This window comes from Bradyrhizobium sp. CCBAU 45384, from assembly GCF_028128665.1.
Lineage (GTDB): Bacteria > Pseudomonadota > Alphaproteobacteria > Rhizobiales > Xanthobacteraceae > Bradyrhizobium > Bradyrhizobium manausense.
Genome location: NZ_LBIZ01000115.1, coordinates 279,318 through 293,185, shown reverse-complemented (window position 1 = coordinate 293,185; position 13,868 = coordinate 279,318). Strand labels below are relative to the sequence as shown.

General features: G+C 64.3%; 14 protein-coding genes. 12 read left to right on the top strand and 2 right to left on the bottom strand.

Annotated features, from left to right (window positions below):
- The first annotated feature begins 1 nt into the window (after nt 1).
- From XH80_RS29295 to XH80_RS29285, 3 genes are read left to right on the top strand one after another with little or no spacing between them, the layout of a single operon-like run.
- Nucleotides 2-2,389 carry a xanthine dehydrogenase family protein molybdopterin-binding subunit gene (locus tag XH80_RS29295; RefSeq protein ID WP_271601570.1) on the top strand — a complete coding sequence of 796 codons (2,388 nt, stop codon included), beginning with the start codon at nt 2-4 and terminating at the stop codon, nt 2,387-2,389.
- Nucleotides 2,390-2,400: 11 nt separating this feature from the next.
- Entirely contained in the window at nt 2,401-3,198 is a 798-nt protein-coding gene (locus XH80_RS29290; RefSeq protein ID WP_271601569.1) for an FAD binding domain-containing protein, read from the top strand.
- A 17-nt stretch (nt 3,199-3,215) separates the two neighbouring features.
- Nucleotides 3,216-4,679 (top strand): amidase, encoded by a 1,464-nt coding sequence (locus XH80_RS29285; protein ID WP_271601568.1) that lies wholly within the window; start codon nt 3,216-3,218, stop codon nt 4,677-4,679.
- A gap of 90 nt (nt 4,680-4,769) precedes the next feature.
- Here the strand turns inward: XH80_RS29285 and XH80_RS29280 are convergent, their stop codons facing one another.
- On the bottom strand, nt 4,770-5,669 hold the full coding sequence (locus tag XH80_RS29280) for a LysR substrate-binding domain-containing protein (protein WP_057751146.1): 900 nt from the start codon (nt 5,667-5,669) through the stop codon (nt 4,770-4,772).
- Nucleotides 5,670-5,748: 79 nt separating this feature from the next.
- Nucleotides 5,749-6,717: a LysR family transcriptional regulator gene (locus XH80_RS29275; RefSeq protein WP_271601567.1), complete on the bottom strand. Its 969-nt coding sequence runs from the start codon at nt 6,715-6,717 to the stop codon at nt 5,749-5,751.
- 104 nt (nt 6,718-6,821) lie between these two features.
- Here XH80_RS29275 and XH80_RS29270 point away from each other — a divergent pair, with 104 nt between their 5' ends.
- From XH80_RS29270 to XH80_RS29230, 9 genes are read left to right on the top strand one after another with little or no spacing between them, the layout of a single operon-like run.
- The gene (locus XH80_RS29270; protein ID WP_271601566.1) at nt 6,822-7,766 is read left to right on the top strand and encodes a ketopantoate reductase family protein; all 945 of its coding nucleotides are present in this window, start codon (nt 6,822-6,824) and stop codon (nt 7,764-7,766) included.
- A gap of 4 nt (nt 7,767-7,770) precedes the next feature.
- The gene (locus tag XH80_RS29265) at nt 7,771-8,157 is read left to right on the top strand and encodes a VOC family protein (RefSeq protein ID WP_271601565.1); all 387 of its coding nucleotides are present in this window, start codon (nt 7,771-7,773) and stop codon (nt 8,155-8,157) included.
- Between the two features lie 13 nt (nt 8,158-8,170).
- Nucleotides 8,171-8,641, top strand: a complete 471-nt coding sequence (locus XH80_RS29260; RefSeq protein ID WP_057751134.1) for a MaoC family dehydratase — start codon at nt 8,171-8,173, stop codon at nt 8,639-8,641.
- On the top strand, nt 8,638-9,864 hold the full coding sequence (locus XH80_RS29255; RefSeq protein WP_271601564.1) for a CaiB/BaiF CoA transferase family protein: 1,227 nt from the start codon (nt 8,638-8,640) through the stop codon (nt 9,862-9,864). The genes XH80_RS29260 and XH80_RS29255 overlap by 4 nt, the downstream gene beginning before the upstream one ends.
- Before the next feature lie 3 nt (nt 9,865-9,867).
- Nucleotides 9,868-10,695: a shikimate dehydrogenase gene (aroE, locus tag XH80_RS29250; RefSeq protein WP_271601563.1), complete on the top strand. Its 828-nt coding sequence runs from the start codon at nt 9,868-9,870 to the stop codon at nt 10,693-10,695.
- A gap of 15 nt (nt 10,696-10,710) precedes the next feature.
- Nucleotides 10,711-11,565 (top strand): shikimate dehydrogenase, encoded by an 855-nt coding sequence (locus tag XH80_RS29245; protein ID WP_271601562.1) that lies wholly within the window; start codon nt 10,711-10,713, stop codon nt 11,563-11,565.
- A gap of 51 nt (nt 11,566-11,616) precedes the next feature.
- A complete protein-coding gene (locus tag XH80_RS29240) occupies nt 11,617-12,285 on the top strand; it encodes an amino acid ABC transporter permease (protein WP_220001160.1) in 669 nt (222 codons plus the stop codon).
- Nucleotides 12,286-12,295: 10 nt separating this feature from the next.
- Nucleotides 12,296-12,952 (top strand): amino acid ABC transporter permease, encoded by a 657-nt coding sequence (locus XH80_RS29235; RefSeq protein WP_271601561.1) that lies wholly within the window; start codon nt 12,296-12,298, stop codon nt 12,950-12,952.
- A 51-nt stretch (nt 12,953-13,003) separates the two neighbouring features.
- Entirely contained in the window at nt 13,004-13,831 is an 828-nt protein-coding gene (locus tag XH80_RS29230) for a transporter substrate-binding domain-containing protein (protein WP_271601560.1), read from the top strand.
- Nucleotides 13,832-13,868: the final 37 nt, after the last annotated feature.

Genomic DNA, 13,868 nt, shown 5'->3' with positions numbered 1-13,868 from the left:
CATGGGCAATGTGATCGGCATCGGCGCTGCACCGAAGCGGAAAGAAGACCAGCGCTTCCTCACCGGCCGCGGGAATTACGTCTCCGACATCAAACGGCCCGGCATGACATCAGGCGTGTTCGTGCGCTCGCCGCATGGTCATGCGGTGCTGCGCGGCATCGACAAGAGCGCGGCGCTGGCTTCACCTGGCGTGATCGCGGTCCTGACCGGTGACGACGTCAAGGCCGACGGCCTAGGCACGCTGCCCTGCGGCTGGGGTATCACGGACGCCAAGGGCACGCCGATGAAGGAGCCGCCATTCCCGATGCTGGCGCAGGGCAAGGTGCGCTTTGTCGGCGACATGGTGGCCTTCGTCATCGCGGAAACGCCGGAGCAGGCCAATGCGGGAGCCGAGCTCCTGAAGATCGATTACGAGGTGCTGCCGTCCGTGGTCGGCGTGCTCGAGGCCGTCAGGCCCGGTGCGCCGCAGCTGTTCGACGACGTGCCTGATAACATCTGCTGCAACTGGGAGCTCGGCGACAAGGCCGCGGTGGAGGCTGCGTTCCGCAAGGCCGCGCATGTCGCAAGACTGAGCCTCGTCAACAACCGCCTGATCGGCAATCCCATGGAGCCGCGCGCGGCGATCGCGGAGTATGAGCCTGGCACGGACCGTTTCACGCTGTGGACCACCAGCCAGTTTCCGCACGTCGTGCGCTTCCTGATGGGCGCGCTGGTGCTGAACATCCCGCAGCACAAGTTGCGCGTGGTCGCACCCGACGTCGGCGGCGGCTTCGGCGTCAAGCAGTTCCACTACGGCGAGGAGGCCGTGATCACCTGGGCCGCCAAGCGGGTCAAGCGGCCGGTGAAATGGGTTGCGAGCCGCTCGGAGGGCTACGTCTCCGATCGCCACGGCCGCGACCACGTCACCGAGGCCGAGCTGGCGCTGGATGAAAACGGAAAATTCCTCGCCTTTCGCGTCAACACGCTTGCCAATATGGGCGGCTATCTCTCGACCTTCGGGCCGAACATTCCGACCAATCTCTACGGCCCGCTGCTCAGCGGCGTCTACACCACGCCGGCGATCTACTGCAATGTGAAAGTGGTCTTCACCAACACCGTCCCCGTCGACGCCTATCGCGGCGCGGGCCGGCCCGAGGCGACCTTCGTGCTGGAACGTATCGTCGATGTTGCGGCAAGCGAGATGGGGATCGACCGCGTCGAGATCCGCCGCCGCAACATGATTCCGAAAGAGGCGTATCCTTATCAGACGCCTGTTCTGGTGCAGTACGATTCCGGCGATCCCATGGGCTGCCTCGACGGCGCATTGGTCGCGGCCGACGTAAAGGGCTTCGGTGCGCGCAAGGCAGCTTCCGCGCGCAAGGGCAGGTTCCGCGGGCTCGGCTACTCCACCTATGTCGAGGCTTGCGGCCTTGCGCCGTCGCGCTTCGCTGGACGCCTCGGTGCGCGCGGTGGCCTCTACGAGAGCGCCACGGTGCGCGTGCATCCGACGGGCCAGGTCACGGTCATGATCGGCACCCACAATCACGGCCAGGGCCACGAGACGACCTTTGCGCAGATCGTCTCGGACAAGCTCGGCGTCGCCTTCGAGAATGTCGACATCGTGTTCGGCGATACCGATCGCGTTCAGTTCGGCATGGGCACCTATGGCTCGCGCTCCCTCGTGGTCGGAGGCGCGGCGCTGTCGAAGGCGACCGACAAGGTGATCGCCAAGGGCAAGAAGATCGCGTCACATCTGCTCGAGGCGGCGGAAGCCGACATTCACTTCGAAAGCGGAAGGTTCTCCGTCGCCGGTACCGACCGCATGAAGACCTTCGAGGAGATCGCAGGCGCCGCGTATGTGCCTCACAATTATCCGCTCGAAGTGCTGGAGCCGGGACTCGAAGAGCAGGCCTATTATGATCCCGTCAACTTCACCTATCCCGGCGGCTGCCACATCGCCGAGGTCGAGGTCGATCCGGAGACCGGCACGGTGACGCTGGTCAATTACACCGCAGTCGATGACGTCGGGACGGTCATCAACCCGATGATCGTGGAAGGGCAGCTTCACGGCGGCATTGTCCAGGGCGTCGGCCAGGCGCTGTTCGAGAACGCGGTCTATGACGAAGGCTCCGGCCAGCTGCTGTCGGGTTCGCTGATGGATTACTGCATGCCGCGCGCCGATCATCTGCCGATGATGAAGGTTGAGACCCACTCGACGCTCTGCATGCACACGCCGATGGGCGTGAAGGGCTGCGGCGAGGTCGGCACCATCGGCTCGCCGGCCGCCGTCATAAACGCGGTCGTCGACGCGCTGTCGCATCTCGGCGTGACTCACGTCGACATGCCGGCGACGCCGAACCGGATCTGGCGTCTGCTGCAAAACGCGTCGCTGCCGGGCGCGGCGGAATAGGGAGGACAACAATGAAGCCATTCGCCTATCACCAGCCCGATGAGATCCCGGATGCCGCCAAGCTGCTGACCTCGATCGAGGACAGCAAGCTCGTCGCCGGCGGCATGACGCTGATCCCGACGCTGAAGCAGCGGCTGGCGAGCCCGGTTGCGCTGATCGATCTGTCGAAGCTGGGCTGCCTCAAGGGCATTGCCGACGACGGCACCACGATCACCATCGGCGCAATGACGCCGCATGCGGTGGTGGCGGCCTCAAAATTGGTGCAAACGAAAATCCCGGGCCTTGCGGCACTGGCTTCGATGATCGGCGATCCCGCCGTGCGCAGCCGTGGCACCATCGGCGGTTCCGTCGCCAACAACGATCCCGCGGCGGACTATCCCGCCGGCGTGCTCGGCCTTGGCGCCACCATCGTCACCAGCAAGCGCGAGATCGCGGCCGACGAGTTCTTCCTCGGCCTGTTCGAGACTGCGCTCGAGCCGGGCGAGATCATCACGGCGATCCGTTTCCCCGTGCCCCTGAAAGCGGGCTACGCAAAGTTCAAGGCACCGGCGTCGCGTTATGCGCTGGTCGGCGTGTTCGTCGCGAAATTCGCCGATGGCGTCCGCGTCGCCGTGTCAGGCGCGGGTCCGGGCGTGTTCCGCGTGCCGCCGATGGAGTCGGCGTTGTCGGAGAATTTCGATCCGTCCGCGATTGCGGCGATCAAGATCAATACCGACGGCCTCACCTCCGATATCCATGCCGAAGCCGATTACCGTGCGCATCTCGTCACGGTGATGGCCAAGCGCGCCGTCGACGCGGCGCTCAGCTAGCTCTCTAAGGGTTGATGATGATTGATGGTTCCGGCCGAGCGGCCTTCCCGCCGGCGCCGACTGGCCTTGGCGCGCTTTCTGCAACCGAGATCATGGCCGGCTATCGGCGCAAGGCATTCACCCCGCGCGATGTCATCGACGACACCATTGCCGCGCTCAAAGCCACGGATGAAGCCTGCAATGCGGTGGTGACACCGATGTATGAGCAGGCAAGGGTGGAAGCCGATCGTCTGACCAGGGAGATGCGCGCGGGTGAAGCCAGGGGGCCGCTCGCCGGCGTCCCTGTCACGATCAAGGATCTCGTCTTCGTCGCGGACGTGCCCGCTTATGCCGGCTCGCCGATGAACACGAGCTTTGTGCCCGATGCCGACGCCGCCGTGGTGTCGGCGCTGAAGGCATCGGGCGCAATCATCACCTGCAAGACCACGACCTGTGAGTCCGGCTACAAGCTGACGGCGGATAGCCCCGTCACCGGCATCACGCGTAATCCCTGGAATCCCGGTCGTACCAGCGGCGGATCGAGCGGCGGCGCGGCGGCAGGCGTCGCCGCCGGCTGTGGCCCGATCGCGATCGGCACCGACGGCGTCGGCTCGATCCGGGTGCCGTCGTCCTTCTGCGGCGTGTTCGGGCTGAAGCCGACCTTCGGCCTCGTGCCGCGCTCACCTGGGTTCTCGCCGCCGTCCTGGGCCTCGCTCGCTCATACCGGGCCGATCACGCGCACGGTCGCGGATGCCGCGCTGACATTGGAGATCATCGCTGCTTACGATTTGCGCGATGCCGCAAGCCTTCCGGTGTCCGCGCGCCGCTTCGATACGGATGCGGGCCGGCTGGACGGCATTCGCATCGGCGCCAGCGCCGATCTCGGCTATGCCGCCGTTAGCCCTGACGTCTGCGCGGCCTTTGGCAAGGCGCTCGCCATTCTCGATTCCTGCGGCGCGCAGGTCACCATGGATGGCCCCGGTCTCGACCCCGGCATCCTGGAGCATACTCTGAAGCCCATCGCTTTCACCGAACAAGCCGCTGCGGTCGCGACCAAGACGACGGCCGATCTCGCCAGCTCCGAAGCGGATTATCGCAATATCGTCAGCGCCGGCCGCCGCTACAGCGGCACGGATTATATCGAAGCGAGCTACCGCCGCGGCCAGGCGCGCAGTGCCTTCGTCAAGCTGTTCGAGCGCGTCGATGCGCTGGTGACGCCGACCGTCGCTGTCACCGCCTTCGAGGCTGGGCAGATCGGCGTCGGCAAGATCGACGGCCGCGAGGTCGATCCGCATCTCGGCTGGTCGCCTTTCACCTGGCCGATCAATCTCGCCGGTCTGCCGGCGGCGACGCTGCCCTGCGGCTTCGACCGCGACGGCATGCCGATCGGGCTTCAGATCATCGCGCCCTGGCTCGACGAGCCGACAATCTTCCGTATCGCGGCCGCCTTCGAGCAGGCGCAGCCCTGGGCAAAATTCTGGCCGCGGGTTGCGTTGCGCTAGTCGGAGGGGGAAGCGCCAGCGCGCGAAAAACCCCTTTGCAATCAAGGGCCGTTCTACTGTGCATGGGGTTGTTTTCGAGCGTTGGGCGGCCTAGCCCAGCTCGATCGGAATGCCGCGGCCGCTGAGCTCTTCGTCGAGGCGCAAATAGTGCGCGAGGTAGTCATGCAGAGCGGTCGCCGCCTTTGAGGTGGCGCCGCTCGATTTGTAGAGTAGCAGCTCGATCTTCGGCAGCGGCGGCAATCCCTCGCTGGATCCGATCTCGCGCATCGCCGGGACCAGCGCGCTGCGGCCGAGCACGGTGACGGCCATGCCAGCGAAGGCGGCGGCCTGCAGGCCGCCGACACTTTCGCTGACGCAGGCGACGCGCCAGCGCAGGTTCGCGCGCTCGAGCGTGTCGATCGCGTAGTCGCGATAGATGTTGCCCGGGGGCAGCAGAGCGAGCGGAATCGGCCGTTCCTGATGCGCGGCGGATTGCTCGCCGGTCATCCAGACGAGCTGCTCGCGGCGGACCACCTGGCCGCCGGTGAAATCATTCATGCGGGTGACGAGCGCGATGTCGACATCGCCGCGCTTGACGAGGCCGACCAGCGGCGTCGAGAGCGCACAGTTGAGCTCGACCTGTACACGCGGAAAGGATTTGCGAAATACGCTGAGTATCGACGGCAGCATGAAGGCCGCGTAGAGATCCGGCGTGCCGAGGACAACCTGGCCCTCGATCTCCTGCGAGGCGAGCTGCGAGATCAGCTCGTCGTGCAGCCGCAGGATGGACTTGGCGTAGGTCAGGACCGTGGTGCCATCCTCGGTCAGCGTGAGCCGGCGCCCGCCATGGAGAAAGAGCTGCTTGCCGGTCAGCTCCTCCAGCCGCTGCAGCTGCAAGGTGATGGCCGGTTGAGTGCGGCCGAGCCGGCGCGCAGTCTCGGTGATGCTGCCGGTCTCGACAACCGAGATCAACGATCTGAGCATACGGATATCGAGACTGATCAGGTTCATAAGGCAATCCGTTTTGCTCAGGAACTATGCAATTCCCATGCTAGACGACCCATTCCGCGGTCAGCACGATGGCCGCCAGTCAAGTCGGCTTGCGTCTCGGCGGTCGGCTTGAGCGATGCAGGCCGCGGACGTCCTGTTGCTGGAAAAGCTCGGCGCAAACCCCGCGCAACCATTGGCTTGCGGGATCATGATGGAATCGGGCGTGCCAGTATTGTTTGACTGTAAAGCTGGGGATTGGTAGCGGGCACGCGAGCACGCGCAGCCCGTAATAGTGTGCCAGGGTTTCGCCGATGTGGCGCGGCAGCGTGGCGATCAGGTCGGTGGTTCCGACGATCGCGGGCAGGCCGAGAAAGCCCGGCAGCTCCAGCGCGATGTCCCGCTCGATCCCCTGTTCGCGGGAGGCGTCAGCGAGCAGCTGATGCCCCGTGCCGGACCGAATGAGCACGTGAGCCTCACGCCTGAAATCTCTTAGCGTGATGCGGTCCTTGATGCGAGGATGTTGAGCGTTCGCCAAACAGACCCAATCCTGCGGAAACAGCGCCTGCTGGAAATGGCCGGCATCAAGATCGGAGATGTAGCCGAGCGCGAGATCGCCCTCGCCGGATTGAAGCATGTGAGGAGTATCCGTGCCGATCTGCGCCGCCTCGATCCGGATGCCCGGCGCGACGCGGCGAACATGGGCGAGGATGGCTGGAAGCAGCGTCACATGGCTCGCGTCCGTCATGCAGATGCTGAAGCGCCGTTTGGCGGTGGCAGGATCGAAGTCCGTGCGCAGCTCGGCCAGCCGCCGCAGCATTTCCAGTGCCTGCCTTGCGGTGCCGATAAGCGCCTCGGCCCGAGGCGTCGGCAGCATTCCTTCCGGCGAACGGACGAACAGCGGATCGTCGAGTACCTGCCGCAGGCGGGCAAGCCAGATCGACACCGTCGGCTGGCTTTGACCCAGCCTCTCGGCCGCCTTGGTGACGCTGCCCGTGGTGAACAGCGCGTCGAACAGCCTGAGCAGGCGGGGGTCGAGCAGGTTGGTGTGGGGCAGGTCACGACGCGTCATTGCGATTCACAATAATCAATATAAGTCCCATAGCATATCAAAATGTTCCGCCGGCTGCTATCCGGGCTTCCAACGCCAAAAGTTGCGCAGGGAGAAGCGTTCGGATGAGAATCTGCTTTGTCGGAGCGGGGGCTTTGGGCTCGACGATCGGCGGCACGCTGGCGCGGGGCGGGGCAGACGTCTTCCTGATCGATCCGTTCCGTGCACACGTCGAAGCGATCAATGCGCATGGCCTCCGCATGCTGGAAGGCGATGTCGAGAGCATTGCAAAGGTCACCGCGTGCACCTCCGCGGCCGAGGTCGGTGGGGTGGCGGACCTCGTCATCGTCCTCGTCAAATCCTACCACACGCGGGATGCGATCCGGGCGGCCGCGCCGATCATCGGGCCGCAGACGGTCGTGATGTCGCTGCAGAACGGCCTTGGCCACGAAGACATCCTTGCGGAGGAAGTCGGTCGTAACAGGGTCATGGCAGGAAAGACCTATGTTGGCGGCGTGCTGCTCGGCCCGGGTCATGTTCGCTCCGGAGTGGTCGGCAAGGAAACCATCATCGGCGAGCTCGATGGAGGCTTGACCGAACGCGCACAGCGGATTTCCGAGACGTTCAATCGCGCCGGCATTCTCACGCTGCTCAGCGACAACATCCTGGGCACGATGTGGGACAAGCTGTTCATCAACGTCGCCGGAGGAGGAATCACCGCCGTCACCGGGCTGACTTATGGCGGCCTCTATTCACTGCCGGTCCTGGAAGAGTGTGCGCTCGCGGCGATTTCCGAGGGCATCATGGTGGCGCAGGCCGCAGGCGTGAAGATTTCGATCACCGATCCGCGCCGCGCGTGGACCATGGCATCTGCCGGGCTGCCGCCCGAGTTCAAGACGTCGATGCTGCAGAGCCTGCAATCGGGCAATCTGACCGAGGTCGATTACATTCACGGCTCGGTCGTGCGCTGGGGCGCCAAGCTCAACATGCCGACCCCCGTGAATTCCACCATCGTTGCGTTGGTCAAGGGCCTGGAATATGCCCGCACCGACTACCCTGGAAAGGCCTGAGGCGATGACGCTCCCCCGCGCCTATGTCGAACACGTTGCCATCCGGGTGCCGGATGTCGACCGCCACGTCGAATTCTTCCGCCAGGTGCTTGGCCTCGGTATCCGCGACGAGCAAGCGGCCGAAGGAGCGCGCCCGCGCCAGGTATGGGTGCTCGGAAGCGTGCAACTCATCGAGGATCCGAACTTCGTCGGACCGGAGGGGCGTCTCGCCCATCTCGGCATCATGGTCGACGACTACGAAGGTGTGCTCGCCCGTGCTGCTGCGTGGGGCGCCAAAGCGCTGCCCGCCGGGCCGAACTGGCTCGAGTTGCCGGGCGGGCTGAACGTCGAAATCTTGCAAGCCAGCGCGGGCGCCGTGGAAGCGGCGCTGGCGATCAATCCACGGGCCTAAAGGAACACGCGACATGAGCGATGAGCGCTACTGGGACGATGCCAAGGTCGGCGACGAATGCGTCACCCCCGCGGTGACGGTCACCGAAGCAATGGTGAATGCCTATGCCGAGTTGACAGGCGATTTCACGCCTGTTCATGTCGACGAGGAATACGCCAAGACCACGCCCTTCGGCACGCGCGTCGCGCACGGGCTGTTTGGCCTGTCGTTGGCCGACGGTTTGAAGACCCGCGCCGACTACCGCTTCCTTCCGGGAATGTCGCTGGGCTGGACCTGGGACTTCAAGCTGCCGATCAAGCTCGGTGACACCGTGCACGTCAAGTTCCGCGTTGGCTCGATGCGCGCCACGAAGCGCGAAGGGTGGGGCATCGTGGTGCTGCCCTCGGAGCTGATCAATCAGCGCGGCGAAGTGGTGCAGCTCGGCGAGCACCGCCTGATGATTCCGATGCGCCCGAAGACCAACGCCGCGGGAGAGCAGGCATGACCGCACAAGATCTGCCGCTCAAAGGCATTCGCGTCATCGACTACAGCCATTTCCTGGCAGGCCCGTTCATGGGGCGTTGCCTCGCCGCGATGGGCGCTGAGGTCATCAAGGTGGAGCGTCCCAAGCAAGGCGATGCGGGCCGCGCCCATGGCTATTTCAAGGACGGACAATCCGGCTACTTCCTGCAGCAGAACATGGGCAAGCAGGGCCTGTGCATCGACCTGCGCGACAAGCGCGGTCTGGACATGATGATGAAGCTGGTCGACACGGCCGATGTCTTCATCGAGAACTATCGCCCCGGCGCGCTCGATCGCCTCGGGCTCGGCTACAAGGCGCTGTCGGCGCGCAATCCCAAACTGATCTACTGCTCGGTCTCCGCCTATGGCCACACCGGTCCCTATGCCGATCGTCCGGGCTTCGGCCTGATCGCAGAGGCGATGTCGGGCGCTCTGGCGCAACTGGGCAATCCCGGCGAATCGCCGCCGCTGCTGCGGATGCCATTGGCCGACATGTATACCGGCATTCACGGCGTGGCTGCGATCAATGCCGCGCTGGTCGGCCGCGCGTCGTCCGGTCGCGGCCAGCATATCGATCTCGCGCTGTACGACTGCATGGTCTCGATGCACGACTATGCCGTGCAGCGCTACTTCCTCTCCGGCGGGACCGACCTGCCGAAGCAGACCGGCAGCGGTCAGCCGGACTCGACCGTCTACGGCGTGTTTCCGGCCAAGGACGGCAATCTTGTCATCGCTGCGCAAGTCGACGATGCTTGGCGACGATTGGCGAGCCTGATCGGGGGAGACAATTTGGCATCCGACCAACGCTTCACCACGCCTGCTGCGCGCAACGCGCATTACGCCGAAGCGATGGAGATTGTGCGCACCTGGACGCTGTCGCAACCCTCTCGGGACGCCTGTCTTGCCGCACTCGACGAAGCAGGTGTGCCGTCGGCTCCCGTGCAGACCATCGAGGAGGTCGTGAAGGATCCGCAGATTCAGGCGCGCGGCATGCTGGTCGAGCAGGAGCATCCCGTGCTCGGCAAGGTGACGTTGCCGAACCTGCCGTTCCGGTTCTCCGATTGCGATACCACCGTGCGTACGCCGGCGCCGCTGCTGGGCCAGGACAATCGCCGGATTGCGCAGTCGCTGGGCCTGTCGGCCGATCTCGTTGAGGCGATGGTGCGTGACGGCGTGCTCTACAACGAACGCGCAGTGCAGGAGTGAGCGATGAGCGACCGTTATGCGGTGATCGGCAATCCGATCGGCTTCAGCAAATCACCTCTCATCCATGGCACTTTTGCCAGGATGACAGGACAGGACCTTGTCTATGAGGCGATCGAGGGGCCCCTCAATGGCTTCAACGAACGGGTTGATCAGTTCCGGACAGAGGGCGCCAAGGGGCTGAACATCACCGCGCCGTTCAAGCTCGATGCCTTCGCCTACGCAAACGAGCTTTCAGAGAGCGCCGACCGAGCTGGCGCCGTAAACTGCCTGAAGTTCGTCGGCGATCGGATCATTGGCGAGAATTTCGACGGGATCGGCCTTGTACGGGACATCACGGAAAATCTCGGCGTCTCGATGGCCGGCCGGCGCGTCCTGATGCTCGGGGCTGGAGGGGCGGCGCGTGGCGCGCTGCTGCCGTTCCTGCGCCAGGAGCCGTCCGAGCTGGTTCTCGTCAACCGAACGCTGTCGAAGGCGGTCGCATTGGCCGAAGAGTTTGCGGGCTGCGGCCCCCTGATGGTCAGCGGCTACACTGAGCTGGCCGACCTTGCCGAGGGCTATGACGTCGTGGTCAACGCGACGTCGGCCAGCCTGCGCGGCGAGATGCCGCCGCTTCCGCGCAATGTCTTTCGCGGTGCAAAACTGGCCTACGAACTTGCCTACGGCAAGGGGCTAACTCCCTTTCTGCAAGCGGCCCGCGCCGAAAGCGTCGCCAAGCTGGCCGACGGCGTCGGCATGCTGGTCGAGCAGGCCGCTGAAGCTTTTGCCTGGTGGCGCGGCGTTCGGCCGAGTACGGGTCAGGTCATCGCCGAACTGACCATCCCCTTGAGCTGAAGGGCGATACCGAATATGCATCCCAAACCCAGCTTCCTTGTCGGCCTGATCGGCAGCGGCATTGCTGCGTCGCGCACTCCGCCCATGCACGAAGCGGCTGCTGACGCCGCCGGCATCCGCTATCTCTACAAGAAGATTGACTTGACTGAGTTGAAACTTGGAGCAGAAGCGCTGCCCGAATTGCTGATGGCGGCAAAGCGGATGGGCTTTGACGGGCTGAACGTGACCCATCCCTGCAAGCAGGCCATCATCCCACTCCTGGACGAGCTTTCGCCCGACGCCGAGGCGCTTGGTGCCGTGAACACCGTGGTCATCAGGAACGGTCGAATGACCGGCCACAACACCGACTGGTTCGGCTTTGCCGAGAACTTTCGCCGCAACATGCAGGGTGCGCCGCTCGGTCGGGTCGTCCAGTTTGGCGCGGGCGGAGCGGGCGCGGCGGTTGCTTTCGCGCTCATGAAGCTCGGCGTGCGGGAACTGACCATTGTCGATGTCGACTTGGCCAAAGCGCAGAGTTTGGTAAATAGCTTGTCTCCCCGATTTGCGGAGGGGCGCTTGAGGGCTGGCCAGGATGTTGCCGCGTACGTCGCTGCCGCCGACGGAATCGTCAACGCGACGCCGATCGGCATGGACAAATATCCAGGCACGCCGCTGCCGACGGATCTGCTGCGTCCCGATCTGTGGGTCGCCGAGATCGTCTATTTCCCGCTGGAAACCGCCCTGCTGCGCACGGCACGTAGCCTCGGCTGCCGCACCGTCGACGGTGGCGGCATGGCGATCTTCCAGGGCACCGAAGCATTTCGTCTGTTCACGGACATCTCACCTGATCCGGACGTCTTCTTCGCCACTTTTGCATCCCTGGGTGGGTGATGTCTGGCCGATGGGCGAGCGGCACGCACAACGCCCGAGAGGAAACGCTTAATGGGCTATACGCTCGATTTCTCGGTGGTTTGGCATGCGATGCCCGCCCTGCTGTGGGGGTGCGTGGGGACATTGGGCCTGGCGCTCGCCGGCATGACGCTCGCGATGGTGATCGGCGTCGCCGGCGTCGCGGCACGCGATTCGAAAGCGGCCTGGTTGCGGGCCGTCGTGATCGGCTTCGTCGAGGTCGTGCGCAATACGCCTTTCCTGGTGCAGATCTTCTTTCTGTTCTTCGCGCTGCCGCTGATCGGGTTGAAGCTCAATCCAACCGCGACCGCCATTATCGCGCTCGGTGTCAATGGCGGCGCCTATGCCATCGAGATCATCCGCGGCGGGGTGCAGTCCATTCATAAAGGACAGGTGGAGGCCGGCTACGCGCTCGGACTGCACAAAGGCCAGGTGTTCCGGTTCATCGTGCTCAAGCCCGCGCTTCGTGCGATCTACCCCTCGCTCACGGGCCAGTTCATCATGCTGACGCTGACCTCGTCGATCTGTTCGGCGGTATCAGCCTACGAATTGACGTCGGTTGCCCAGCGCATCGAAAGCGATACCTTCCGTAGTTTCGAGGTGTATTTCTCCGTCACCTTCCTCTATCTCGCGATCTCCTGGCTGTTGATGCTGGGCTTTGCGGCGATCTCTCACCGCTTCTTCTCTTATCCGACACGCTGAGGGGGCGATCATGACACCGCATTTTGGTCTTCCCGAGTTCGGCTTCCTGCTGCGTGGGCTGCAATGGACGGTGCTGCTGACGCTGGTCGCGTTCGTTGGCGGCTGCACGGCGGGGCTGGCCGTCGCATTGCTGCGCACCTGTGGTCACAAGGGCGTGGAATGGGCCACCCGCATCTACATCGGGATATTCCAGGGCACGCCACTGCTGCTGCAGCTTTTCGTCGTGTATTATGGATTGGCGCTCACCGGGCTGAAGCTCGACGCCTTCGTCGCGGTGGCGATCGGCTTCACCGTGAATGCCTCCGCGTTCCTTGGCGAGATCTGGCGCGGCGCGATCGAGGCTGTGCCGCGTGGCCAGACCGAGGCGGCGATGGCGCTCGGATTGCACTATTCATCCCGCATGCGCGACATCGTGCTGCCACAGGCAATCCGCATCTCGCTGCCCGCGACGATCGGCTATCTCGTGCAGCTCATCAAGGGCACGTCGCTCGCCGCCATCGTCGGTTTCATCGAACTCGCCCGCGCCGGTCAAATCGTATCGAACCAGACTTTCCAGCCGTTGCTCGTCTTCGGCGTGGTCGGCGCGATGTATTTCATCCTCTGCTGGCCACTGTCATGGTGGGGCAGCCGGATGGAGGCCAGGCTCGCCCTGGCCAGCCAAAGGTAGCAACGGCGCACCTATTCAATCACAAACAGCCATCACCAGGAGGAGATACTTATGTTGTTTTCACGTAGTCGTCGCCAGTTCGGAGCCGCGCTGCTGGCATTGGCGGCCGTCGCCATCGCAGGCAAATCGCAGGCCGGCACGTTGGACGATGTGAAGAAGAAGGGCGTCGTCGTCATCGGCATTCAGGGCGACAATCCGCCCTGGGGCTATGTCGACAGCTCGGGAAAGCAGGATGGCATCGACGCCGACATGGGCCGCGCCTTCGCCGACTATCTCGGCGTGAAGGCCGAGTTCGTTCCGCTCGCGGTGGCCAATCGTATTCCGGCGCTGACCACGGGCCGCGTCGACATTCTGTTCGCGACCATGGCCATGCTGCCCGAGCGCGCAAAGGCGGTGCAATATTCCAAGCCATATGTTGCCAACGAGATTACGCTGGTGGCGGCCCAGGCAACCCCGATCAACAGCAATGCCGACATGGCCAAGTTCGTGATCGGCGTTCCGAGATCCTCCACGCAGGACACCCAGGTCACCAACAATGCTCCGGCGGGCACCGAAATCCGCAGGTTTGATGATGATGCGGCCACGATCCAGGCGCTGCTCTCGGGCCAGGTGCAGGCCGTCGGCGCGAACAGCTTCTACCCGCAGCGCCTGAACGCCGCAAAGCCGGAGCTCGGGTTCGAGCCCAAGCTTCACTTCACCGCTCTGTATAACGGGGCCTGCACCCGCCTCGGGGACAAGGAGTGGAACGAAACGGCCAACAAGTTCATCGACCAGATCAAGTCGAACGGCAAGCTGGCCAGCTTCTACGCCAAATGGATGAAGGCGCCCGTGCCGATCTTCCCGGACTCGGTCCCCGGCGTTCCCTTCACAGTTCAGTAGCCATTGCGAGCGGCCGACGCGCGATCCGCGTTGGCCG